The 22,955-nt window shown below is 60.4% G+C and carries 21 protein-coding genes and 1 rRNA gene; 7 read left to right on the top strand and 15 right to left on the bottom strand.

What is annotated here, in order from left to right:
- Window positions 1-273: 273 nt before the first annotated feature.
- The 3 genes from gyrB to dnaA form a co-directional block, all read right to left on the bottom strand.
- Window positions 274-2,769, bottom strand: coding sequence for a DNA topoisomerase (ATP-hydrolyzing) subunit B (gene gyrB, locus ASD58_RS16685; RefSeq protein ID WP_057262300.1), 2,496 nt, complete (start codon window positions 2,767-2,769; stop codon window positions 274-276).
- A 132-nt stretch (window positions 2,770-2,901) separates the two neighbouring features.
- Window positions 2,902-4,008, bottom strand: a complete 1,107-nt coding sequence (gene dnaN / locus ASD58_RS16680; RefSeq protein ID WP_057262299.1) for a DNA polymerase III subunit beta — start codon at window positions 4,006-4,008, stop codon at window positions 2,902-2,904.
- 167 nt (window positions 4,009-4,175) lie between these two features.
- Window positions 4,176-5,567, bottom strand: a complete 1,392-nt coding sequence (gene dnaA, locus ASD58_RS16675) for a chromosomal replication initiator protein DnaA (RefSeq protein WP_055931971.1) — start codon at window positions 5,565-5,567, stop codon at window positions 4,176-4,178.
- Between the two features lie 449 nt (window positions 5,568-6,016).
- Here dnaA and rpmH point away from each other — a divergent pair, with 449 nt between their 5' ends.
- The 5 genes from rpmH (at window position 6,017) to mnmE (ending at window position 10,107) form a co-directional block, all read left to right on the top strand.
- A complete protein-coding gene (gene rpmH, locus ASD58_RS30585) occupies window positions 6,017-6,154 on the top strand; it encodes a 50S ribosomal protein L34 (RefSeq protein WP_078035393.1) in 138 nt (45 codons plus the stop codon).
- A gap of 21 nt (window positions 6,155-6,175) precedes the next feature.
- On the top strand, window positions 6,176-6,583 hold the full coding sequence (gene rnpA, locus ASD58_RS16670; protein WP_082565471.1) for a ribonuclease P protein component: 408 nt from the start codon (window positions 6,176-6,178) through the stop codon (window positions 6,581-6,583).
- Window positions 6,580-6,813 carry a membrane protein insertion efficiency factor YidD gene (yidD, locus tag ASD58_RS16665; RefSeq protein ID WP_057262297.1) on the top strand — a complete coding sequence of 78 codons (234 nt, stop codon included), beginning with the start codon at window positions 6,580-6,582 and terminating at the stop codon, window positions 6,811-6,813. The genes rnpA and yidD overlap by 4 nt, the downstream gene beginning before the upstream one ends.
- A gap of 8 nt (window positions 6,814-6,821) precedes the next feature.
- Window positions 6,822-8,558, top strand: coding sequence for a membrane protein insertase YidC (gene yidC / locus ASD58_RS16660; RefSeq protein ID WP_057262296.1), 1,737 nt, complete (start codon window positions 6,822-6,824; stop codon window positions 8,556-8,558).
- A gap of 169 nt (window positions 8,559-8,727) precedes the next feature.
- Window positions 8,728-10,107: a tRNA uridine-5-carboxymethylaminomethyl(34) synthesis GTPase MnmE gene (gene mnmE / locus ASD58_RS16655; RefSeq protein WP_057262295.1), complete on the top strand. Its 1,380-nt coding sequence runs from the start codon at window positions 8,728-8,730 to the stop codon at window positions 10,105-10,107.
- A 449-nt stretch (window positions 10,108-10,556) separates the two neighbouring features.
- On the opposite strand, the gene ASD58_RS16650 is transcribed toward mnmE, so the two are convergent.
- Both ASD58_RS16650 and ASD58_RS16645 read right to left on the bottom strand, forming a co-directional pair.
- Complete coding sequence (locus ASD58_RS16650; RefSeq protein ID WP_082565464.1) at window positions 10,557-11,156, bottom strand: Hpt domain-containing protein; 600 nt, start codon at window positions 11,154-11,156, stop codon at window positions 10,557-10,559.
- A 48-nt stretch (window positions 11,157-11,204) separates the two neighbouring features.
- Window positions 11,205-12,167, bottom strand: a complete 963-nt coding sequence (locus ASD58_RS16645) for a CAP domain-containing protein (RefSeq protein ID WP_057262293.1) — start codon at window positions 12,165-12,167, stop codon at window positions 11,205-11,207.
- 113 nt (window positions 12,168-12,280) lie between these two features.
- On the opposite strand from ASD58_RS16645, the gene pssA reads away from it, so the two are divergent.
- Window positions 12,281-13,063: a CDP-diacylglycerol--serine O-phosphatidyltransferase gene (pssA, locus tag ASD58_RS16640; RefSeq protein WP_057262292.1), complete on the top strand. Its 783-nt coding sequence runs from the start codon at window positions 12,281-12,283 to the stop codon at window positions 13,061-13,063.
- 68 nt (window positions 13,064-13,131) lie between these two features.
- Here the strand turns inward: pssA and ASD58_RS16635 are convergent, their stop codons facing one another.
- The 10 genes from ASD58_RS16635 to ASD58_RS16590 are packed head-to-tail and all read right to left on the bottom strand — an operon-like array spanning window position 13,132 to window position 22,327.
- Complete coding sequence (locus ASD58_RS16635; RefSeq protein WP_057262291.1) at window positions 13,132-14,007, bottom strand: aldo/keto reductase family oxidoreductase; 876 nt, start codon at window positions 14,005-14,007, stop codon at window positions 13,132-13,134.
- Window positions 14,007-15,152, bottom strand: a complete 1,146-nt coding sequence (locus ASD58_RS16630) for a D-alanyl-D-alanine carboxypeptidase family protein (RefSeq protein WP_057262290.1) — start codon at window positions 15,150-15,152, stop codon at window positions 14,007-14,009. Before ASD58_RS16630 ends, ASD58_RS16635 begins: the two co-directional genes overlap by 1 nt.
- A gap of 38 nt (window positions 15,153-15,190) precedes the next feature.
- Window positions 15,191-15,823, bottom strand: coding sequence for an alpha/beta hydrolase (locus ASD58_RS16625; protein ID WP_057262329.1), 633 nt, complete (start codon window positions 15,821-15,823; stop codon window positions 15,191-15,193).
- The gene (locus ASD58_RS16620; protein WP_055932001.1) at window positions 15,823-16,143 is read right to left on the bottom strand and encodes a ferredoxin; all 321 of its coding nucleotides are present in this window, start codon (window positions 16,141-16,143) and stop codon (window positions 15,823-15,825) included. Before ASD58_RS16620 ends, ASD58_RS16625 begins: the two co-directional genes overlap by 1 nt.
- Window positions 16,144-16,170: 27 nt before the next feature.
- Window positions 16,171-17,361: a VanZ family protein gene (locus ASD58_RS16615; RefSeq protein WP_057262289.1), complete on the bottom strand. Its 1,191-nt coding sequence runs from the start codon at window positions 17,359-17,361 to the stop codon at window positions 16,171-16,173.
- Between the two features lie 3 nt (window positions 17,362-17,364).
- A complete protein-coding gene (locus ASD58_RS16610; protein ID WP_057262288.1) occupies window positions 17,365-17,967 on the bottom strand; it encodes an ABC-type transport auxiliary lipoprotein family protein in 603 nt (200 codons plus the stop codon).
- Window positions 17,968-17,976: 9 nt separating this feature from the next.
- On the bottom strand, window positions 17,977-18,915 hold the full coding sequence (locus ASD58_RS16605; protein ID WP_057262287.1) for an MlaD family protein: 939 nt from the start codon (window positions 18,913-18,915) through the stop codon (window positions 17,977-17,979).
- 10 nt (window positions 18,916-18,925) lie between these two features.
- Complete coding sequence (locus ASD58_RS16600; RefSeq protein WP_057262286.1) at window positions 18,926-19,765, bottom strand: ABC transporter ATP-binding protein; 840 nt, start codon at window positions 19,763-19,765, stop codon at window positions 18,926-18,928.
- Window positions 19,765-20,886 carry an ABC transporter permease gene (locus ASD58_RS16595; RefSeq protein WP_057262285.1) on the bottom strand — a complete coding sequence of 374 codons (1,122 nt, stop codon included), beginning with the start codon at window positions 20,884-20,886 and terminating at the stop codon, window positions 19,765-19,767. The genes ASD58_RS16600 and ASD58_RS16595 overlap by 1 nt, the downstream gene beginning before the upstream one ends.
- A gap of 46 nt (window positions 20,887-20,932) precedes the next feature.
- Window positions 20,933-22,327: a B12-binding domain-containing radical SAM protein gene (locus ASD58_RS16590; protein WP_229210010.1), complete on the bottom strand. Its 1,395-nt coding sequence runs from the start codon at window positions 22,325-22,327 to the stop codon at window positions 20,933-20,935.
- A gap of 555 nt (window positions 22,328-22,882) precedes the next feature.
- On the opposite strand from ASD58_RS16590, the gene ASD58_RS16585 reads away from it, so the two are divergent.
- Window positions 22,883-22,955, top strand: a 16S ribosomal RNA gene (locus tag ASD58_RS16585); the annotation flags it as partial.

Raw genomic sequence — 22,955 nt, 5'->3', positions numbered from 1 at the left:
GAAATAGAGAGGGATGTGTGGCGTTGATTTAGTTGCAAGAATATTTATTCAACGCCATCTTTTTCATTACTCAAGCATAGCCGATTGCCACCCGGAAAATTGTCACCAATTATCACAATCTGCGATTCGTAGTTTTTTCCAATCGATGAGTTCGTCAGTTATGAACAAAGGAGCAACAAAAAAAGTGGCCCATGGTAATCCATGGGCCACTTTTCAATTCTGTGCCAGATTAAGGTTCGCAATTTGCCAGCTTTTGGAACCACCTACAGAGCGTTATACGTCGATGTTACCCGCACGCAGCGCGTTGGTCTCAATGAAGTTCCGTCGTGGTTCCACATCATCACCCATCAGCGTGGTGAAGATCTGGTCGGCGGCAATCGCGTCTTCGATCTGCACTTTCAGCAGGCGGCGGACGGTTGGGTCCATGGTGGTTTCCCACAGCTGCTCTGGATTCATCTCGCCCAGACCTTTGTAGCGCTGCTTGCTCACGGTGCGTTCCGCTTCGTCGCGCAGCCACTGCATGGCGTGGTGGAAGTCGACCGCGGCGCTTTCCTTGGTGCGCTCGCCTTCGCCGCGGCGGATCACGGCGCCTTCGCCAATCAGGCCGGTGAAGGTGGCAGCGGCGTCGGCCAGCACTTTGTAGTCGGCGCCTTGCACGAAGTCGGCGTCGATCAAGGAGACCTTCACGTTACCGTGGTGCAGGCGTTCGATGCGCAGGGTGTGCTTGTCGGACAGTTCGTCGGTGGTCACGGAAACCTTCACGGCGCTGTCGTTGATGTTCGATTCCAGCGCCTTGGCCGATGCCTGGGCTGCGTCGATGGTCGTCAGGTCGAGCGTTACGCCGGTCATGATGGCGGTCAGCGCGGCGCGGTCGATCACGCGGGTCAGGCGGGTCATGATGGCGTTGGCCATGTTGTAGGTGCGTGCCAGTTCGCCCAGCGCTTCGCCCTGGATGATGTCGGCGCCTTCGCGCGGGGTCAGGGCGGCGGTGTTCAGCGCTACGTTCATCATGTAGCCGGCTTCTTCCAGGTCGTCCTTCAGGTAGCGCTCGTCGCGGCCGGCCTTTACCTTGTACAGCGGTGGCTGCGCAATGTAGATGTGGCCGCGCTCAACCAGCTGCGGCATCTGGCGGTAGAACAGCGTCAGCAGCAGGGTGCGGATGTGGGCGCCGTCGACGTCCGCGTCGGTCATGATGATGATGCGGTGGTAGCGCAGCTTTTCGATATTGAATTCGTCGGCGCCAATGCTGGTGCCCAGGGTGGCGATCAGGGTGGTGATCTGCTCGGAAGACAGCATCTTTTCGAAGCGTGCCTTCTCCACGTTCAGCACCTTGCCGCGCAGCGGCAGAATCGCCTGGAACTTACGGTCGCGGCCCTGCTTGGCGGAGCCGCCTGCGGAGTCACCCTCGACGATGTACAGTTCGGACAGGGCTGGGTCTTTTTCCTGGCAGTCGGCCAGCTTGGCGCTCAGGCCCAGGCCGTCCATGATGCCTTTACGGCGGGTCAGGTCACGGGCCTTGCGCGCTGCTTCACGGGCGCGCGCTGCTTCCACGATCTTGCCGCAGATGATCTTGGCGTCGTTCGGCTTTTCCATCAGGAAGTCGGTCAGCGTCTTGGCGACGATCTCTTCGACCGGGCCGCGCACTTCGGACGATACCAGCTTGTCTTTGGTCTGGGACGAGAACTTCGGTTCCGGCACTTTCACGGACAGCACGCAGGTCAGGCCTTCGCGCATGTCGTCGCCGCTGATTTCAACCTTGGCCTTCTTGGCGAAGTCGTTTTCGTCGATGTACTTGTTGATCACGCGGGTCATTGCCGCGCGCAGGCCGGTCAGGTGGGTGCCACCGTCGCGCTGCGGAATGTTGTTGGTGAAGCAGAGTACCTGTTCGTTGAAGGCGTCGTTCCATTGCATCGACACGTCCACCGTGATGGTGGTGTTCTGGTCGGACTGGCGTTCGCCGGTGGCCTGGAACACGGTCGGATGCAGCACGGTCTTGGCTTTGTTGATGTATTCAACGAAGCCGCGGGTGCCGCCTTCGAATGCGAAGATTTCTTCCTTGCCGTTGCGCTGGTCGGTCAGCTTGATGTTGACGCCGTTGTTCAGGAAGGACAGTTCGCGGATACGCTTGGCCAGGATCTCGTAGTGGAACTCGACGTGCGTGAAGATCTCTTCGTCGGCCCAGAAGTGCACGTCGGTGCCGCGCTTGTCGGTTTCCCCGATCACTTTGATCGGGGACACTGCCACGCCGTCGATGTATTCGATTTCGCGGTTTTGGGCTGCGCCGCGCACGAATTCCATCTGGTGCACTTTGCCGTCGCGGCGAATGGTCACGCGCAGCAGTTTGGACAGCGCGTTGACGCAGCTGACGCCCACGCCGTGCAGGCCGCCGGAGACTTTGTATGCGTTCTGGTCGAACTTGCCGCCGGCGTGCAGTTCGGTCAGCACGATTTCGGCTGCGGAGCGTTTTGGCTCGTGCTTGTCGTCCATCTTCAGGCCGACTGGAATGCCGCGGCCGTTGTCGGTGATCGAGATCGAGTTGTCGCTGTGGATGGTCACGTGGATCTCGGAGCAGTGGCCGGCCAGGGCTTCGTCAATCGAGTTGTCCAGCACCTCGAATACCAGGTGGTGCAGGCCGGTGCCGTCGGACGTGTCGCCGATGTACATGCCGGGACGCTTGCGGACTGCTTCCAGGCCTTCAAGGATCTGGATCGAGGCGGCGCCGTATTCTTCTGCTTTGGCCTTGGGTTGTTCGTTGTGGCTTTCGGACATGGACTGCTTTCTCTTTAACGAATTCTTTTTAAAACCAGTAAACCGGTGTCTGACCCGCAGGGTCAGACACCTGACACGCGGCGGTCGCAGACCGGTGTCTGACCCTGCGGGTCAGACACCGACTTACCGGTTTTAGATGCGCATCGGCATCACTACATATTTGAAGTCTTGGTTCTCCGGGATCGAAATCAGCGCGGAGCTGTTGCTGTCGCCCAGTGCTACGTTGACCTGGTCGCACTTCAGGTTATTCAGCACGTCCAGCAGGTAGGTCACGTTGAAGCCGATGTCCACGCTGTCGCCGCCGTAGTCGATTTCCAGTTCTTCAACCGCTTCTTCCTGGTCCGCGTTGGTGGACGAGATCTTCAGCGAACCTGGGGTGATGATGCAGCGCACGCCCTTGAACTTATCGCTGGTCATGATCGCGGCGCGCTGCAGGGAGCGCAGCAGCTCTTCGCGGCCAATGGTGAAGTTGTTGGTGTAGCCCTTCGGGATCACGCGGGTGTAGTCAGGGAACTTGCCTTCCACCAGCTTGGAGATCAGCTCGATGTCGGCGAAGGTCAGCTTCACTTGCGATGCTGCGATGTCCAGGGAGACTGCGTCGTCGCTTTCTTCCAGCAGGCGCTGCATCTCGATGATGGTCTTGCGCGGGATGATCACTTCTTCGCGGGCGAAGTTCTGGTCGGTCTCTACCTGGCAGAAGGCCAGGCGGTGGCCGTCGGTCGCTACGGCGATGACCTTGTTGCCGTCCAGGACCAGCAGCAGGCCGTTCAGGTAGTAGCGAATGTCCTGCTGCGCCATCGAGAAGTGCACCATGTTGAACAGGTGCTTCAGGGTCTTTTGCGGCAGCTGGAACGATGCGGTGAAGCTTTCGGCTTGCTGCACGGTCGGGAATTCTTCGGCGGCCAGGGTCTGCAGGGCGAAGCGCGATTTGCCGCTTTGGACGGTCAGGCGCTTGTTCAGCAGGGTCATGGTCACGTCGCCGGCTTCCGGCAGCGCGCGCAGGATGTCCAGCAGCTTACGCGCGGCGACCGTGGTGCCGGTGACGTCGGCACCCGAGCCGATGTCTGCATGGGTCGTGATCTGGACTTCCGTGTCGGTGGAAAGGAAAGAGACGCTTTCACCTTCCTTGCGGATGAGGATATTGGCCAGAATCGGCATAGTGTGCCGACGCTCGACAATACCGCTCACAATCTGCAGTGGCCGGAGAAGCGTGTCTCGGGTGGTTTTGACCAGTTGCATAAATATCCTCAGTTAATGGGTTGGTACGTTGGTTCTTTTGTTAACTCGACAGTATAGCAAGTTAGAACCGGTAAACCGGTGTCAGACCCATAGGGTCTGACACCATGGCCTGCGGCTGTCGCGTTTCCGGTGTCTGACCCTGTGGGTCAGACACCGTTTTACCGGTTTTAGCCTTTCAGCGTTTGTTCGAGAACGTGCAACTCATGGTTGCACTCCGGGTTCTTGGTACGATCCGCCGCAATCTTGCGCACGGCGTGCAGCACGGTAGTGTGGTCGCGTCCTCCGAACAGTTCGCCGATTTCCGGCAGCGATTTCTGGGTCAGCTCCTTGGCCAGGTACATGGCGATCTGGCGTGGGCGGGCGATGTTGGCCGGGCGGCGCTTGGAATACATGTCCGCCACCTTGATGTTGAAGAAGTCCGCCACCGTTTTCTGGATGTTTTCCACAGAAATCTGGCGGTTCTGCACAGACAGCAGGTCCTTCAGCGCCTCTTTCACGATATCGATCGAAATGTCCTTACCGTGGAAGCGGGAGTAAGCCAGGATCTTGCGCAGGGCGCCTTCCAGCTCACGCACGTTGGAGCGCAGGTGCTTGGCCACGAAGAAGGCGACGTCGTCGTTCAGGGTCACGCCTTCGGACTTGGCTTTTTTCAGCAGGATCGCCACGCGCATTTCCAGCTCCGGCGGCTCGATCGCCACCGTCAGGCCGGAGTCGAAGCGCGAGATCAGGCGGTCATCCATGCCGGTGATCTCTTTTGGATAGGTATCCGAGGTGATGATGATCTGCTTCTTGGCCGCGATCAGCGCTTCAAACGCATAGAAGAACTCTTCCTGCGTGCGGGACTTCCCGCCGAAGAATTGAATATCGTCGATCAGCAGCATGTCCAGCGAGTGGTAGTAGTGCTTGAAGTCGTCGAAACCCTTGCGTTGGTAAGCGGTCACTACGTCGCGAACGTACTGTTCTGCGTGGATGTAGCGGATGCGGGCGCCTGGCTGGTCGGCCATCACCTGGTTGCCGATCGCGTGGATCAAGTGGGTTTTACCCAGGCCCACGCCGCCGTAGAAGAACAGCGGGTTGTATGAAACGCCAGGGTTATTCGCTACCTGGATAGCAGCGGCGCGCGCCAGCTGGTTGGCCTTACCGGTCACGAAGGAGTCGAAGGTCAGGTCCGGGTTGATGCGGCTGTTTTCGCGCGTTTTCGGGTTCTGGTATTCGGCGGCGGCGGTCGGGGCGGCGGCGGCGGCCGGGCTTTCCGGGCGCATGTCGCTCAGCGGGCCGGAGACCACGGCCGGTGCGGCGGGCTTTTTCAGGGCGTGGGTGCGCGGGTCGAGGACGAACTGCACCTCGATGACGGTTTCCCAATACTGGCAGGCCAGGGCCGTGATGCGGCTCGCGAATTGGGTCTTTACCCAATCCAGCTTGAACCGGTTTGGCGCAGCAACGCGCAGCTTGTTGTCCTCGAAATCGAGGGGCACAAGCGGCTTAATCCAGGCGCTGAATTGTTGCGGCGTCAGCTCAAGTTCCAGTTGCTGGGAACAGGACTGCCAGAAATTTTCCATGAATCTATCTATATGCAAAAAGTGTGGGAGGGCGTTCGTAATCGCCACACGTAACGCGCTATTCTAGCCGCTAAGTCGGAAGTTATCCACAGGTTAACCAGAAATTTTGCACAACCGTGCGGAGGTTGGGTTTTTTGCAACCAAACTTATCAAAACCGGTAAACCGGTGTCTGACCCGCAGGGTCAGACACCAATACGCGGCCGCCGCAGGCTGCTGTCTGACCCTGCGGGTCTGACACCGTTTTACCGGTTTGCAGCGGTTTAAGTGGTTGACACTGAACCGAAAAATCCTGATAATTCTGGGTTCCCCGCCCGTAGTCCGTGATTTTTCAGATACGACGCGCGGATTTAGCGGGCAGTGAGATTGGCGCAGTGCGCGAAATGTCATTGGCACCAACATTTTTAGGGACACCGTCCGTCCCGATTTTGTATTTTTTAGCGAGACCAACATGAAACGTACTTACCAACCTTCCGTTGTGCGTCGCAAGCGCACCCACGGCTTCCGCGCCCGTATGGCTACCCGTGGTGGCCGTCAAGTCCTGAACGCACGTCGTGCAAAAGGCCGCAAGCGTCTGGCTGTAGTTTAAGCACGCTTGTTAGCTGATCGCGTGGAAAGCTGTCCTAACAGCTCGACAGGCGAAGGCAGACACGACTTCGCTCGCGCTCGGCGCATCATAAAAACGGATGAATTTTCATCCGTTTTTAGTTTGCGCCCAACGCAGAAGAGCGCGCACTTCGTGCTCTATACCCGCCAGAACCAGCTGCCGAATGCGCGGCTGGGCATTGTCGTTGCCAAACGCTTCGCACCGCGCGCGGTTACCCGCAATACCATCAAGCGCGTCACGCGCGAACTGTTCCGCGTTACCAGCCTTCCTTCCATTGATTGCGTGGTACGCCTGTCGCGCCCCGTCAATAGCAAGGACGGCCCGGCCACCACCGCCAAGCTGAAGGCCGAACTGCGCCAGGAACTCACGCGCCTCTTTGCACAAGCCAACAAGGCCAGGCCGGCAAAATGAAAACGCTGCTGACCATCCTGCTGCGCTTTTACCAATGGGTCATCCGTCCGCTGATGGGGGCGCCGAATTGCCGTTTTTACCCTAGCTGCTCCAACTACGCGCTGGAAGCCCTGCGCGAACATGGTGCGGCTCAAGGCAGTTACCTGGCATTGCGCCGGGTATGCCGCTGCCATCCCTGGAACGCGGGCGGGGTCGACCCCGTGCCGCCCAAGCACTTCAACCACTCCTGAAGAACCGAATGGATATCAATAAACGCTCAATCCTGTGGATCGTCTTCGCGGTCTCGCTGGTTATCCTGTGGAATAACTGGATGATCTCGACCGGCAAGCCGTCCATGTTTGCTCCGGCTCCTGCCAAGCCAGCCGCCGTGGCTTCGGCCTCTGCGACTGCCGCCGGCACGCCTGCTCCAGCCGCCGGCTCCGCCGCTGCGGTGAATGGCACCGCGGTCGCTGCACCGATCAAGACCGAAGTGGTGACCATCACCACCGACGTGATGCGCGTCGATATCGACACCTTGGGCGGCACCATCAAGCGCCTGGAACTGCTGCAGCACAAAGGCAGCAGCGATCCGGGCTGGCTGGGCGGTTGCTGGGGCCTGTTCGAGTTCTGCAAGCCAAAAGGCGGCCAGAACACCGAAGTCCTGTTCAACCAGGACGGCAAGCATACCTACCTTGGCGAAACCGGCCTGGTAGGCGCGCCTGGCCTGCCTAATCACCAGACCGCATTCGTGGCCCAGCCGGGCGCGCGCATGCTGAACGACGCCAGCCAGGTGCAACTGGTGCTGGTGGCGGAGCAGGGCGGCGTCAAGCTGACCAAGACCTTCACCTTCAAGAAGAGTGACTACGTGGTGGACGTGCAGCACACCGTCACCAACATCGGGACCGCGCCAGTGTCCCCGCAGCTTTACCTGCAACTGAAGCACGACGGCACCCAGCCTGAAAGCTCCGGCTTCATGAGCTCGGGCGGCTTCATCGCTCCGACCATGTTCACCTCGGAGTCGAAGTACACGAAATACGAGTTCAAGCAGATCGAGAAGGATGCCAAGGCGCTGGCACAAGATCCGAAGTTCAAGCCTAACCACGTGACCGAGGCAAAAGACGGCTGGATCGCGATTGCACAGCACTTCTTCGTGTCAGCCTTCGTGCCGCAGGATAAGCTGGACCGCACCATCTTCACCAAGAAAGAGCCGGGCGACAACCTGTACTCGATCGGCGTGGTGCAGCCGCTGGGCACCCTGGCGCCAGGCGCTTCCGTGACCAACAATGCCCGCCTGTATTCCGGCCCGCAGAACACCCAGGCCCTGAAGCAAGTGACAGAAGGTCTGGACCTGGTGAAGGACTACAGCTGGCTGGCAATCGTGGCGCGCCCAATGTGGGCCGCGATGGACGCCATCCACTCCGTGGTCGGCAACTGGGGCTGGACCATCATCGCCTTCACCGTGGCCATCAAGCTGCTGTTCTTCCCGCTGTCCGCCGCTTCCTTCCGTTCGATGGCGAAGATGAAGACCGTGACGCCGAAGATGACTGCCATCCGCGAGCGCTACAAAGGCGACCCGCAGAAGATGAACCAGGCCATGATGGAGCTGTACAAGACCGAGAAGATCAATCCTCTCGGCGGCTGCCTGCCTATCCTGGTGCAGATGCCAGTGTTTATCGCCCTGTACTGGGTGCTGAACGCTTCGGTTGAAATGCGCGGCGCTCCATGGGCGCTGTGGATCACCGACCTGACCCAGCACGATCCATATGCGATCCTGCCGATCCTGTACGCAATCTCGATGTACATCACCACCCGCCTGAACCCGCAGCCTGCGGATCCAGTGCAAGCGAAGATGATGATGTTCATGCCGATCGCCTTCTCGGTCATGTTCTTCTTCTTCCCATCCGGCCTGGTGCTGTACTGGGTGGTGAACAACCTGCTGTCGATTGCGCAGCAGTGGGTGATCACCAAAAAACTTGAAGTTGGCACCGCCAAGTAATTACTGAAAAGCCCGCGCCAGCCGCGGGCTTTTTTTAAACCGGTAACCCGATGTCTGACCCACAGGGTCAGACACCAGTATGCCGAAGCCAGTGGCCGAAGCACTGACAGTGTCTGACCCTGTGGGTCAGACACTGGTTTTCCGGTTTAAAGCATAAAATCTCCAGACCATGAACCTAGACTCCTCCACCATCGCAGCAATTGCCACCGCGCCCGGCCGCGGCGGCATCGGCGTCGTGCGCGCGTCCGGCAAGAACCTGCAGTCGCTGGCGCAAGCGCTGTTCAAAGGCACGGAACTCAAGCCGCGCCACGCCACCTACATCCCCTTCACGCAAGCCGACGGCACTGTCATCGACCAGGGCATCGCGATCTACTTCAAGGCCCCGCATTCCTACACCGGCGAAGACGTGATCGAACTGCAAGGCCACGGCGGCCCGATCGTGCTGCAGATGCTGTTGCAGCGCGTGCTGGAAGCCGGCGCCGAACAAGGCCTGCGCCTGGCCGAACCAGGCGAGTTCACCCGCCGCGCCTACCTGAACGACAAGCTGGACCTGGCGCAAGCCGAAGCCGTGGCCGACCTGATCGACGCCTCCACCGAAGCCGCCGCCAAGTCCGCATCCGCTTCGCTGAGCGGCGCCTTCTCGCAAACCATCCACGCCCTGGTGGAACGCGTCACCCACCTGCGCATGCTGGTGGAAGCCACGCTCGACTTCCCGGAAGAGGAAATCGACTTCCTCGAAAAGTCCGATGCGCGCGGCCAGTTGAAAGGCATCGTCGAAGCCCTCGACCAGGTGTTCAAGCAAGCCTCGCAAGGCGCGCTGCTGCGTGAAGGCCTGAACGTGGTACTGGTCGGCCAGCCGAATGTGGGCAAGTCCTCACTCCTGAATGCACTGGCCGGTGCCGATGTCGCCATCGTCACGCCGATCGCCGGCACCACGCGCGACAAGGTCAGCGAAACCATCCAGATCGAAGGCATCCCCCTCAACATCATCGACACCGCCGGCATCCGCGGCCACGATGAAGCGGTGGATGTGGTGGAGCGCATCGGCATCGAACGCACCTGGGGCGAAGTGGGCAAGGCCGACGTCATCTTGCACCTGCTGGACGCCGACCATGGCCCGACCCGCCATGACGAAGCCATCGTCGCCAATTTCCCGCAAGGCGTGCCGGTGCTGCGCATCTGGAACAAGATCGACCTGTCCGGCCACAAGCCATCGGTCGACGAGATGCACGATGCCACCCACATCTACCTGTCCGCCAACGAGAAAACCGGCATCGACCTGCTGCGCGCCGAACTGCTGCGCATCGCCGGCTGGCAGCAGACCGGCGAGTCACTTTACCTCGCGCGTGAACGCCACCTGATTGCCTTGCGCAACGCTTCCAAACACCTCGACTACGCCGGCCAGCATGCCGCGCAAACCGACCAGTCGCTGGACCTGTTCGCGGAAGAACTGCGCCTGGCGCAAGTGCAGCTCTCCACCATCACCGGCGAGTTCTCTTCCGACGATCTGCTGGGCGTGATTTTCTCGCGCTTCTGCATCGGCAAGTAAGGTTGGCGCTTAACCCTGCAGTGCGGTGTGAGTACCGCATACAGGGAGCGTGAACATTGAGATGACACGGAACTAAGTCCTATCGCGCCTGTGCTTCCCATTGGAATAATTTTGTTTCTTTTGGTACGCTGGCGCACGTTGAGTCACCCATGCCACTGATTTAATCCTGCTATTATTTTGTTGAGGCAGGTCATGTTCCTGTCCGGGTAATGCAGTAACCTTGGTTCCAGGGCTTGTCTGTAAAGGGGAATATCGTGGAGACGCAACAGGAAATTCCACCCGCTGAAAGTGTCGCAACGGCCCAGCGCCCAAGCGGCGTGCGCCAGTCGTTGCCTCCAAAGGGCTCCTGCTGGTACTGCGAAAAACCGTTGGACGCCGTGCGGCGCTTCTGTGGAAAAGAGTGCGCGGATTCTTTCGATGAAGAGGCGCACTTCTCGGGTTGATGGCGGCTAGAGTTCCATCTCCAGCACGTCCAGCGCAGTTTCGAAATCGAATGCATGCGTCGCCGCCGCAATCATCTGGAAGGTCGGCACGCCTAGCGCAGTAGCCAGCATCGTCGCCGATTTCTCCACCAGGTCGATGGCCGCGCCATCACCTTCACGCAAGAGTCCCACCAGTTCTTCGATCAGTGCGCGCAATTGCGCGGGATCGACTGCCGGCGTTTCGCCGGGAGCGGCATTGTCGCCGTGTTCACGCAGGAGATCGTCGATGCTGCCGCAGGTCTCGCGCAGCAGCGTCGCAAGTTGCTCCACCAGCGCCGCCGGATCGGCGCCATCGGCAATCGCGTTTTCCACCAGCACCGCCTGGTCGTGCACAAGCTGCGCGCCGATCAGGCCTGCGGAACCTTTCAGGGAGTGTGCTGCAAGCTGCGCCTTGGCCTCCTGCTGCTGCGTGAGCAGCGACTGGATGCGTTCACAGGAACCGCGATAGTCCTGCAGGAAGCGGCGCAGGATTTGAAGATACAGTGCACGTTCGCCCATCAGGCGATCCAGTCCCTCCTCGATGTCGAGGCGCTGGCGTATTGGTGCGCTGGAAAGAAGGTTGCTCATCAGGACAGAATTTAGCACTCTGTCCCGATGTGGGCTAGGGGCGGGACGCTATTTTGTCGTAAATGACCAATTTTTCGTCACGGCGATGCCGTCGACCGTGCCGACAAAGCTCACGTCATACGTCGTGTTGCCGATCAGCGTTGACAGGGGAACAATGGCGGCAGCGTGCACCGGCGTATGTTCGTCGGTGGCCTTGGTCAGCAGGCGGGTGGTCAATTGCGCACCACCGCGCGGGCGGATGGTGAAGCTGGTCACCGTAAGGCTGCCGGTAATGTCCGAGTGCACACTGACCGGGTAGCCGACGCGGTTCAGGTTCGGTACCGGGTCCGGCGATTCGGTGTCGCTGTCGAAGGAGGTCGGGATCGCGGTCTGGCCGTTCTTCGGATAGGCGACGATATTGCCTTTGCCCAGGCCGGCGCCAAAGCCGTTGCGGGTCGCCATGTCGGCGGTGAAGTAGGTATAGCTGCCGGAGCTGGCGGCACCGGTGCCCATCTCGCGGAACATCGGTTCGAAGATCACGAAGCGGTGGTAAATCGCGGCGATCAGTTCTTCCGCATGGTAGAAGCCGGATTGGTCGCTGGCGGCGGAAATCACTTCGCCGTAGGCGTACTGCGAGCCCAGGGTGTAGCCGGCATTGGCAAGGCGGTCCGCCAGAGTAGCGCCGGTAAAGCCGGGGTTGCCGGCCACCTGGTCGTGCGACACGGTGTTATTCAAACGCAGGTAGTTCGAGTGCCCAACGGCAGCCTTGTTCAGCAGGTCGTTACAGGTCAGCATGGCGAGGCCGATATCGGCACGACGGTAATTGAACCAATTGAAGCCATCGATCGCCGTGTCGCCGGTTGCGCCAGGCACGCCGGATGGCGAGACGACACATGAGGTGACCGGAGGTGTCGTTGGCGGTACGGTCGTGGAACCGCTTCCGCCACCGCCGCCGCCACCGCCGCATGCGGAGAGTAGGGCGGCGATTAACAGGGCTGGCAACTTATGGTGCCATTTCTTGAGCGTATACATAGTGAACTCCTTTATGGCGCGATTCTATGCCAATTTCAGGCAACATGTGTTTCTTTTGTAATTCCCCGGGCGAGGTAAAATAGCCTTTCTCTTTTGACCATCATTGCCTTAATTTGAACACTCAACGACATCAGCGACTCCAACGCGCCAAATTTGCCTTACCAAGCACGGTAACGCTGCTCTCGATCGCCTGCGGCTTTGCCAGCATTGTGATCTCCGTCGACAACGCCCACCTCGGGCTCGCACAGGATTACCGCCTGGCTGCGGCCTTGCTGGTGCTGGCCGGGATCTTCGACGCGCTGGATGGCTTCGTGGCGCGTGCCACCGGTACCGGCTCCGACTTCGGCGTGCAGCTTGATTCGATTGCCGACGTAATGAATTTCGGCTGTGCGCCTGCGGTGCTGCTGTATTGCTATGGCTTCGTGCAAATGGGGCCGGCCGATCCGACCCTGCTGCGGGTAGGCGGGATTGCGGCCTTCTTCTTCGTGGCTTGCGGTGCGTTGCGGCTGGCGCGCTTTAATGTGAACGTGGGGCGTACCGATCCGAAGTACTTTGTGGGGATGCCGATTACGGCGGGGGCGGCTTGCGTGGCTTCGGTCGTGGTGGCGTGGCCGGAGTTCCCGGATTCGAGTATTGAGGGGTACTACGTCGTGGCGCTGCTGTTTGTGGTGGGCAGCTTGATGGTGTCGACCATTCGCTTCCCCAGCTCGAAGCAGAAGAAGAGCACTGCGGCGTTGGTGCTGCTGGCGGTGAATGTGGGGCTGCTGGTCTGGCTGCGGGCTTACTACTTTGTGTTGTTCTTTGTGGTGTATATCGCGTTTACCGTGGGGCTGAACCTGGCCTGGCGCGGTGGCTGGCGGGGGATTGCGCCGCCGCAGGTTTTTGCTGATGACTGACCAGTACCGGTAAACCGCTGTCAGACCCGCAGGGTCTGACACCGATACGCGGCAGCCGCAAGCCGGTTTCAGGCGACTTCATGTCCCCGCGCCGCGCGCAGGATCTCAAACCACTGCGGCCTGCTCAGCGCAAACTGCGTCGCCTGCACCGCCACCTCGATAGACTCGATACGCCCAGAGCCAGTCAACGGCACCGGCTTGCACGGCAACTGCATAATCCACGCAAACACCACACTGGCAAACGGACGATTCAGTTCATCCGCCACTTCCTTGATCTTCAAGCGCAAACGCTCGCCCTGCTCGTCACCGGCAGTGAACAGGCGCCCGCCGCCCAAAGGTGACCAGATCATGGGCTGCACGCCCAGGTCCTGCAGCCCATCAAAAGTCTCATCAAACATCGGCTCCAGGTGCAGCGGTGAAAACTCCACCTGGTTGGTCACCAGCGGCACACGCTTGTTGAGCGTCTCAAACTGATGCCGCGAAAAGTTCGACACACCAAACTCCCGAACCTTTCCCTCGGACCGCAAGCGCTGGAAGGTATTCGCCACCTCATCGAAATCCATCAAGGGATCCGGACGATGAATCAGCAGCAAATCCAGGTAATCCGTGCGCAGTTCCTTCAGCGAATTCTCCGCCGACGCCACGATATGCGCAGCGCTGGTGTCGTAGTGCTGGATGGTATGCGTCGGGCGGCGGCCGGAAATCAACTTGATGCCGCACTTGCTCACGATCTGAATCTGTTCGCGCAGCGAAGGCTTCAGGGCCAGCGCCTCGCCGAACAAGCCCTCCACGCCATAGCCGCCATAAATGTCGGCATGGTCGAAGGAGGTCACGCCCAGCGCAATGCACTGCTCGATGAAGGCCAGCCGCTGCTGTGGCGTCATGTCCCATTCGGTCATGCGCCACATGCCCGCGACGATGCGGGAAAGGTTCAACTTTGCCATTACTTCATCCACAGGCGCACGGAATCCCAGGCGCGGCCGAAGATTGAAGCCTGGTCAACGGTTTCCAGCGCCACCACCGGCAGTTCCAGCAGCGGTTTGCCATCCACCATCATCTTCAGGGTGCCAACGCGGGTATTGGCCGCGATAGGCGCTACCAGCGGGTCCTTGCGCTCCAGCACAGGCTTCATCTTGGCGGCCACGCCTTTCGGCACGGTCACCAGCACGTCGTTGGTGAAGCCGATTTTCATGGTGGCCTGCGAGCCTTTCCAGATTTCCGGGGTGTAGACAGCCTGGCCCTTGGAGTACAGCTTCACGGTGTCGAAGTTCTGGAAGCCCCAGTTCAGCAGCTTCTGGCTTTCCGCGGTACGGGTACCGTCGGAATTGGTGCCCATCACCACCGAGATCAGGCGGCGTTCCAGGTTGCCGGCCGGGCGCTTGGCCGAAGCCACCATGCAGTAGCCGGCGGACTCGGTGTGGCCGGTTTTCATGCCGTCCACGGTCGGGTCGAGCCACAGCAGGCGGTTGCGGTTCTGCTGTGTGATCTTGTTGTAGGTGAAGCTCTTCACCGAATCGATCTTGTAGAACTCAGGGTAGTCCTGGATCACATGGCGCGCCAGCACGGACAGGTCGCGTGCGGTGGTGTAGTTCTCCGGCGAAGGCAGGCCGTGCGCGTTGGCGAAGTGGGAATTGGCCATACCCATGCGCTGCGCTTCACGGTTCATCAGGGTGACGAAGGTCGACTCGTCGCCGGCCACCGCTTCCGCCAGTGCCACGGCGGCGTCATTGCCGGATTGGACCATCAGGCCGTACAGCAGGTCGTTGATCGAAACAGGAGTGGCCGGGTCGATGAACATCTTCGACGAGCTGGAATCCACTTTCCATGCCTTGACCGATACGTTCACCTTCTGGTCCAGGGTCAGCTTCTTGTCCTTGATCGCCTGGAAGGTCAGGTAGGCGGTCATGATCTTGGTCAGGGAAGCCGGTTCCACGCGCGAATCAGGGTCCTGGGCGGCAATCACCTGGCCGCTGGAGGAATCCAGCAGCAGCCAGGACTTGGCGGCGATGGTCGGCGGCGGCAGCGTTTGCGCCACCGCGGAAGTCATGAGCAGCACACTGGTTGCCAGTGCAGCGATGATCTTTTTCATTGGTGCTTGTTCTTACTATTAGGGGGTTGCGGGGGAAATTATTGTGCTTTCGATCCCCACAAGGCGATCACCCAATTCTTGATGTGACCGAGCTTGCGGTGGAAGAAATGGTCGGCGCCGGGGATCACGATCACAGGAATGTCCTGCGGGCGTGCGTAATCCAGCACGTCGATCAACGGGATGGTTTCATCGTTTTCGCCGTGGATCAGGATGGTGTCCGCCGGTACGTTGGCGATCTGCCATTTGGCAGCGGCAGTACCGACCAGCACCAGGCGTTCCGCCGGGGTGCCGGCTTCGGCCAGGCGTTGCGCCAGGTGCGACTGCACGAAGGTGCCGAACGAGAAGCCCGACAGCGACACCGGCAAGCCGGGGTAGCGCTGCACCATGTGCTGGTACAGGATCATCATGTCGTCGGTTTCGCCGTGGCCGTGGTCATGCACGCCTTCGGATGCGCCGACGCCGCGGAAGTTGATGCGTGCGGCCACATAGCCGAGCGTCACAAAGGTGCGCGCCAGGGTCTGTGCCACCTTGTTTTCCATGGTGCCGCCATACAGCGGGTGCGGATGGGCCACCAGGGCAATGCCTTTCGGGGTACCGGACGGCATGTCGATCAGGCCCTCCATCAGGCCGGCGCCGCCCTGCAGCGTAAACTTCTCGGAAAACTTGTTCATCATTTGATTTTCAGGCGCTCTACTTCTTTGCCGTTGACCAGGTGGCTGTCGACGATTTCGTCGATGTCGGCGGTGTCAACGTAGGTGTACCAGGTGCCTTCGGGGTAAACCACGGCTACCGGGCCGTGTTCGCAGCGGTCCAGGCAACCGGCGGAATTGATGCGCACCTTGCCTTCGCCGTTCAGGTTCAATTCCTTGCAGCGTTTCTTGGCGTGCTTCTGGGCGGCTTCTGCGCCGCGCGGGCCGCAACTTTCGCGGCCGTCATCACGATGGTTCGTACAGAAGAACACGTGATGCTTGTAGTATTGGTTGTCGCTCATCTGAAGCCTCTTTTGTCATGCAGGCGCTTATTTTACCGGGGTTTCCCGGGTTTCCTTGTTCAGCTTGTGCGATGGGAGGCAAAGGTACCAGAGGGCTGCCAATGGCCACGCCAGCGACAGGAACTGGGCCGCGCCGTAGAAGTTAAGGAATTTGGCCCGCACCCAGGTCTGCAGCGTTTCGCTGAAGTAAGGATTGGTCGGGGTCGTGTTGACGATCAAAAGGCAGAGCAGCAGTGTGGCTACTGCCAGCCGGCGTTGCGCCACCTGCGGCGCGAAAATCAGGCCGCCCAGCATGATCACGCCGATCAGGAAGCCGCCCTGGGCGCCCGGGGTGATCCACACGAAGGCGGCATCAGGGCCAAGCTGCAGTGCGCTCGACAGGGATTTCACCAGCACGGCAGCCGCCACCAGCAGGGCCACCAGCGGTGCGCGCGGCGCCGGCTTGCGCAGGATGCACAGCAGGGTCAGGGCCGCGCCCACCATGCCGCAGGCGGTAACGATGGTTTCGGACAGCCAGTATTGCTCCACTGTCAGCGTGACGTCGGGCCGCACCATGGCGGCCAGGTCGATGTCCATGTCCAGCAATTCGCTCAGCCACTCGGACAGGATGGGCAGCAACTGGCCCAGCCCGAACAGGAAGCCTTGCGGGTAGATCTGCGTAAACGGCCACAGCGCCACCAGCACCAGGCCCTGGCTGGCGTGCTGGGCGAACCAGCGCTGGCGCAGCTTGTAGGCATTGCTGGTGTCCATCAGCTTGCGAGCGGTCAGCGCGCCGATGAAGGCGCCGATGATCGAACCCGCGCAATTGGTGTAGAAGTCCAGGTTGGACGAAACGCGCGTCGGCAAGTAAGTCTGCACCGCTTCCATCGTGCCGGACACCAGCATGCCGGCGATGCTGGCCAGCAGGAAGGCCCAGAAGCCGGTGATCTTGGGCCGCATGGCATATACCAGCAGCATGCCGAAGGGGATATAGCCGATCACGTTGATGCTGGCGTCGAAGCCCGTCCAGTAGCGCGGCAGCGACGTCCACTCCAGGAAGATCAGCGGCGACAGACCCTGGTTCTGCCAGCCCGAGAAGGGAAACCAGCTCGCATAGACGATCAGCACCATGTACGCGAGCAGGGTCGCGCGCGCCACCGGTGAGCCGGTACGCACCGGCGGCTTGGGAGCCGGGGCGGGAGGCGGCGCATGGGCTGGGGCGGGCGCTTCTTCGCTCATGATTTACCTCGGCATGGTTGCCAGCCAGGCCAGGATGTCGGCGGCGATGCCGTCGGTGCTTTCGGCCAGCGCACTGGCGCCGCCTGCGGCGTCGGCGCTCGGTGCGCGCGCGCTGCGGCTGAAGGTGCGCTGGTCAACCAGCTTGTGGTTGCGGAACAGCGAGGCGCGCAGCGTGATGCTGGCGCTGCTCTGCGTGGCGGTATCGAAGTTCTGCGAGAATTCGTCGGCTTCAAGGCGCAGCAGCGGCAGGCCGCCTGCCGCGTCGCTGGTCGACACTACTTTGACGCCGGATTGGGCAATGCGGGCTTTCAGGCGCTGAGACATGAGCTGCAAGGGCGTCACCGACCAGTTGTTGTAGGCGTAAGGGCGCGACTGGCGCGCGTCGGCGTACATCAGGCGGTAGAACATGCGTTGCGTGTCGAGTGAGGCGGGGCCGCTCACGTCCGACACGACCAGGGCCGGCGTTCCTGCCGCCGGGCCGGCTGCCGGCAGCGGTGCACCCATCGGGCCGAAGTCGTAGGAAGTCGGCTGCGGCCCCTTGCTGGCGCAACCCGCCAGCGCGGCGGCGGCAGCAACAACGGCGATCAGGAGAATGTTCTTCTTCATTGCTGGTCCTTATTTGCCAGAAGGGTCAAAGCCCGGTTCACCCGGCCCCGGTGGCGTCCCGGGCGCGCCGAACAGGATGCTCGACGGACGATCGCTAATATTATTCATGGTGCGACGAATGGCGCGCATGGAAGACTTGGTTTCATCCGCCAGCCCGGTCACGCCAGGCAGGGTTTCCAGCTCAACGCCGCTGGCCACCGCCTCGACGGACGTGGTGGCGCGATCGACGGAGGCGGTAATGCGTTGTACGGCGCCATTCGGCCCCTGCAGGGTGCGTACCACCTTGTTCGTTTCACTGGCCAGCGTGTCCACCGATTGCAGGGCGCGGTCGCCGTGCTCGACCAGCGCCGGGATCTTCTGCACGGCCGGGTCCAGTTTGGCCGCCAGGTCCTTGTATGACTGGGCTGCCTCGCTCACGTCGCTGAAAGCGCCCAGCATCGCCTTCTGGTTGGCGGGACTGAGCAGGGTATCCAGCTTCTTGGTGACTTCCTCGGCCTTTTCCAGGATCGCCGTGCCGCGCTTCTCCAGTTGGTCGAACAGGCCCGGTTGCAGCGGGATGCGGCTTGGATTCTGCTTGGTGGTCTCCAGCGCAGGCGAACCGACGGATTCGTCGTCCAACTGGATGTAGGCGATGCCGGTCACGCCCTGGTAACCCAGCGTTGCATAGGTGGTCTTGGTGATCGGCGTAGCCGGGTCAATGCTCAGGTGGATCAGGATCTGGCCGGCCAGCTTCGGATCGAAATCGATATCGTCCACCTTGCCGACTTCCAGCCCGCGATAGCGCACCGCAGCCTGCGGGTTCAGCCCGGGCACCGACTGCGTGGTCGCAATCAGGAAGGGGTCATACTTCACCCGGTCGCGGTTGAACCAGATGCCGAACACGATCGCCGCGATCAGCAGCGTGATCGTGAAGATGCCGGTCATCAAAGCGTGTGATCTGTTTTCCATGCCTTGCTCCTTATTCCAGGGCCTCCAGCGCGCGCTTGCCGCGGTCGCCCAGGAAGAATTCCTTGATAAACGGGTGATCGGCCTTGATCACCTCGCGGGTCGGCCCGATCGCCAACACATGTTTTTCCGCCAGTACCGCAATGCGCGTGGACAGGGCGAACAACGTATCCAGGTCGTGCGTCACCATCACCACGGTCAGGCCCAGCTCGCGGTGCAGGGACTTGATCAGCGATACGAAACTTTCCGACAGGTCCGGGTCCAGGCCGGCGGTCGGCTCGTCCAGGAACAGCAGCTTCGGTTCCAGCGCCAAGGCCCGTGCCAGCGCCACGCGCTTGATCATGCCGCCCGACAGGTCGCTCGGCATCTTGTTCGCATGCTCCGGGCCCAGGCCCACCATATTCATTTTCAGCAGCACAGCATCGCGGATCAGGTGGGCGGGCAGGGTTCCCAGTTCCTGCATCGGCTGCGCTACGTTCTCAAACACGGTCAGCGCCGAATACAGCGCGCCTTGCTGGAACAGCATGCCCCAGTGGTTGCGCAATTCCTGCAGGTGGCCTTGCGAAGCAACGGTGATGTCTTCGCCGAAGACGCGCACGCAGCCTTTGGTCGGACGCTCCAGGCCCAGCATCTGCCGCAGCAGCACCGTCTTGCCAGTGCCGGAACCGCCCACGATCGACAGGATTTCGCCGTTGTTGATGGTCAGGTTCAGGTCATTGTGGATCACCGTGCGGCCGAATTTGGTTTGCAGGTTGGTGATTTCCACCGCCGGCACACTGCCGTCCAGCGTCAGCTTGCTCTCGCTTTCGGGGCAGCCGCAGCTTTCGTCCGTTTGCTCTGGCAGGTCATTCATCAGTAACCCACTCCATTGAACACGATGGCAAATACAGCGTTCGCCAGAATCACCACGGTAATTGCCGTCACCACCGAGGTCGTGGTGCCGCGGCCCAGGCTTTCCGTATTCGGTTCGATGCGCAGGCCAAAGTGGCAGGACACCATCGCAATCAGCATGCCGAACACCGCGCCCTTGAACAGGCCAATGTAATAGTTCGCCAGCGGTACCACTTGCGGCAGCTTCATGATGAAGTAGCGGATTGACAGGTTCAATTCCACTTTCGCCGCGATCATGCCGCCGATCAGCGCTGCCGCGTCGGTCCAGATCACCAGCAGCGGCATGGAGATCGCCAGCGCGATCACTTTTGGCATGATCAGGCGGTAGCCGTGCGAGATGCCCATTACCAGCATCGCATCCAGTTCTTCCGTCACCCGCATCACGCCCAGCTGCGCCGTGATTGCCGACCCCGAACGTCCTGCCACCAGGATCGCCGCCATCAAAGGTCCCAGTTCGCGCACGATCGACATGCCGAGCAGGTTGACCAGGTAAATGTCGCCGCCAAAATTGCGAAGCTGCTGCGCCGACAGGTAAGACAGCACCACGCCAATCAGGAAGCCCACCAGCGCGGTGATGCCCAGCGCCTGGAACCCGGCATGGAAAATATTCGCCGAAATTTCGCGCCATGGCCCGCGCCGCGGACGAGTGGCAAAGAGCCCCACATCCTGCACTACCGAGCCAATCAACTGCACGAAGCCCCGCATATGTTCGAGGAAGTGCAGGATGCCGAAGCCCAGCGTCGTCACCCAGCCGAAACGCTCCTTGCGCGCGCGCGGCATTTCCAGCTTGCCGGCAGCCTCGATGCGCTTGAAGATTTCCTCCTGGCCGTTGACCAGTTTCAGCTTGGCCGGGCGCTTGTAGTCCCACGCGCTCCACAACAATTGAGCGCCAACGTGGTCCAGCATTTCGACGCCGCTCAGATCCCATTCGATCGCGTGGGTATCTTTTACATGCTTCAGGCAACCGTCGATAGCCTTCATTACCCGCTTGCTGGCGAGTGCACTGACTTGCCAGGTCCCCCCGGCTGAAACGGTGCGCCCGTCTGGGCTGATGGATAACGTTGGCTCTTGAGCAATAGGCATGCCACCAGTGTAAAAGAGTTTCGCCTGTAGCGCCACTCAGCGCGGGTCAGGCGGCCAGGTGCCGCACCTGCCGTGCCGGTGCGGCACTCGCTGGCGCCGCTACCTTCTGTTTCACACCGTGGCCGTCCTTTGCCAGCAGCTCGGCAGCTGCTGCGGCGTCCATGCCGGCAACCGCAAGCCAACGTCCAACCATGACCGCAAGTCGATCCAGCGCAATCCTGTGGGTCGCGTCGGTGTTGGCATAAAGCCAATCGGAAAACGCCATAAACGATTTAAACGGGGATTCGCCCAGTAATACCGGCACGGTATGCGTGAAACGCCCCGAATTCGCCACCAGGTCCCAATAGCGCGCGAACCGCACCAGGCGCTGCATGGTCGAAAAGTCAATATCCCGGTTCGCCAGAATCGTATATGGGGGGTATGGGTCGTACACCATTCCGAATTCCTGCGTATGGCGGATGATCGGTGTGCCGCGCAGCCGCTTCAGGATGCCGAACTGGATCTCGTGCGGGCCGAGCGCCCATAGCTTGTCGAAGCCCTCGGCAAAGCTTTCGACGGTTTCGCCAGGCAGGCCCGCAATGAGGTCAACGTGCATATGCACGTCCGAATGCTCGCAAAGCCAGCGGATATTGTCCGCAGCCTTGGCGTTATCCTGCTTGCGCGAGATGTTCGCCTGCACCACAGGGTTAAAGCTCTGGATGCCGATTTCGAACTGCAGCGTCCCTGGCGGGAATTTCGCGATGCCCTCCTTGAGCGCGTCCGGCAAGTGGTCCGGCACCAGTTCGAAGTGGGCGTACACCGGGTCATCCGGCGCCGCGGCCAGCTTATCCAGGAAGAACTGCATGATCTTCAGGCTGGTCTTGATGTTCAGGTTGAAGGTGCGGTCCACGAATTTGAAGGTGCGCGCGCCGCGGGCGTGCAGCGCCTCCATCTCCGCCAGGAAGGCATCGATATTGAATGGCCACGCGGTCTTGTCCAGCGAGGACAAGCAGAATTCGCACTTGAACGGGCAGCCGCGCGACGCCTCTACATATAAGGTGCGGTGCGCGATGTCTTCATCCGAGTAGATCGAGTAAGGCAGCTTGATCTCCGCCATCGGCGGCTGCACGCCAGCATGGACCTTCATCAATGGCTTCGGGCCGTTCAGGATCTCGCTGCACAGCTTAGGGAAGGTGACGTCGCCCCAGCCGGTCACAACGTAATCGGCCAGGCGCGCGATCTCCTGCTCACCGGTTTCGTAAGAGACTTCCGGTCCACCCAGAACGATGACGAGGTGCGGCGCAACCCGCTTCAGCGTCGCCACCAGGCGGCAGGTCTCTTCGACGTTCCATATATAGACACCGAAACCAACGATCTTCGGTTGTGCCGACAGGATGCGTTCCACCATCTCGGTCGTCTTCGCGCCGATCACGAATTCCTGGATGCGCGTCTGCGCCTGCAGCTCTCACATATTGGCGAGCAGGTAGCGCAGCCCCAGCGAAGCGTGGGTGTAGCGGGCGTTGAGGGTGGAAAGCAGGATCGTCATGGCGGAAGCGGTAATACGGTATTACGAAACCATGCATTTTACCCTTGCGTGACCGCCGACGGTCGGCTATAGTTCTGTCCCTCGCAACGCAGTGCTGACAAAACAGCAGAGCGAAACGAGAAAAAAGAAGGGGTTGACGAGTTGCACGCTGTACCGCATAATCTCGCTTCTCTGCTGCTGACGAACACAACGCTTCGTCGAAAGGGGTTGACGAGTTGCACGCTGTACCGCATAATCTCGCTTCTCTGCTGCTGACGAACACAACGCTTCGTCGAATAAACAAGGCAGCGATCTTTAAAAATCAACAGTCGATAAGTGTGGGCGTTTGACGATATTGCCACGAGCCTTCGGGCTCGAAGCTCAAAATATTAGTTGTAACGCTCGCACAAAATTAAACGTAAATCTCTTATGAGATTTCGTCAGTATTTTGAGTGAGTGACCTCCGATAGCAATATCGGAAAAACAGAGATTGAACTGAAGAGTTTGATCCTGGCTCAGATTGAACGCTGGCGGCATGCTTTACACATGCAAGTCGAACGGCAGC

It is taken from the genome of Duganella sp. Root1480D1 (assembly GCF_001427305.1).
In the GTDB taxonomy this organism is placed as follows: Bacteria; Pseudomonadota; Gammaproteobacteria; order Burkholderiales; family Burkholderiaceae_D; genus Rugamonas.
The sequence above is the reverse complement of the archived record's forward strand: the minus strand, read 5'-3'. Positions and strand labels throughout refer to the sequence as shown.

Excerpts from the sequence above, each read along its gene's own strand:
- gyrB (WP_057262300.1), bottom strand. The coding sequence starts at position 2,769 with ATGTCCGAAAGCCACAACGAACAACCCAAGGCCAAAGCAGAAGAATAC.
- dnaN (WP_057262299.1), bottom strand. The coding sequence starts at position 4,008 with ATGCAACTGGTCAAAACCACCCGAGACACGCTTCTCCGGCCACTGCAG.
- dnaA (WP_055931971.1), bottom strand. The coding sequence starts at position 5,567 with ATGGAAAATTTCTGGCAGTCCTGTTCCCAGCAACTGGAACTTGAGCTG.
- rpmH (WP_078035393.1), top strand. The coding sequence starts at position 6,017 with ATGAAACGTACTTACCAACCTTCCGTTGTGCGTCGCAAGCGCACCCAC.
- yidD (WP_057262297.1), top strand. The coding sequence starts at position 6,580 with ATGAAAACGCTGCTGACCATCCTGCTGCGCTTTTACCAATGGGTCATC.
- yidC (WP_057262296.1), top strand. The coding sequence starts at position 6,822 with ATGGATATCAATAAACGCTCAATCCTGTGGATCGTCTTCGCGGTCTCG.
- mnmE (WP_057262295.1), top strand. The coding sequence starts at position 8,728 with ATGAACCTAGACTCCTCCACCATCGCAGCAATTGCCACCGCGCCCGGC.
- ASD58_RS16650 (WP_082565464.1), bottom strand. The coding sequence starts at position 11,156 with ATGAGCAACCTTCTTTCCAGCGCACCAATACGCCAGCGCCTCGACATC.
- ASD58_RS16645 (WP_057262293.1), bottom strand. The coding sequence starts at position 12,167 with ATGTATACGCTCAAGAAATGGCACCATAAGTTGCCAGCCCTGTTAATC.
- ASD58_RS16635 (WP_057262291.1), bottom strand. The coding sequence starts at position 14,007 with ATGGCAAAGTTGAACCTTTCCCGCATCGTCGCGGGCATGTGGCGCATG.
- ASD58_RS16630 (WP_057262290.1), bottom strand. The coding sequence starts at position 15,152 with ATGAAAAAGATCATCGCTGCACTGGCAACCAGTGTGCTGCTCATGACT.
- ASD58_RS16625 (WP_057262329.1), bottom strand. The coding sequence starts at position 15,823 with ATGAACAAGTTTTCCGAGAAGTTTACGCTGCAGGGCGGCGCCGGCCTG.
- ASD58_RS16620 (WP_055932001.1), bottom strand. The coding sequence starts at position 16,143 with ATGAGCGACAACCAATACTACAAGCATCACGTGTTCTTCTGTACGAAC.
- ASD58_RS16615 (WP_057262289.1), bottom strand. The coding sequence starts at position 17,361 with ATGAGCGAAGAAGCGCCCGCCCCAGCCCATGCGCCGCCTCCCGCCCCG.
- ASD58_RS16610 (WP_057262288.1), bottom strand. The coding sequence starts at position 17,967 with ATGAAGAAGAACATTCTCCTGATCGCCGTTGTTGCTGCCGCCGCCGCG.
- ASD58_RS16605 (WP_057262287.1), bottom strand. The coding sequence starts at position 18,915 with ATGGAAAACAGATCACACGCTTTGATGACCGGCATCTTCACGATCACG.
- ASD58_RS16600 (WP_057262286.1), bottom strand. The coding sequence starts at position 19,765 with ATGAATGACCTGCCAGAGCAAACGGACGAAAGCTGCGGCTGCCCCGAA.
- ASD58_RS16595 (WP_057262285.1), bottom strand. The coding sequence starts at position 20,886 with ATGCCTATTGCTCAAGAGCCAACGTTATCCATCAGCCCAGACGGGCGC.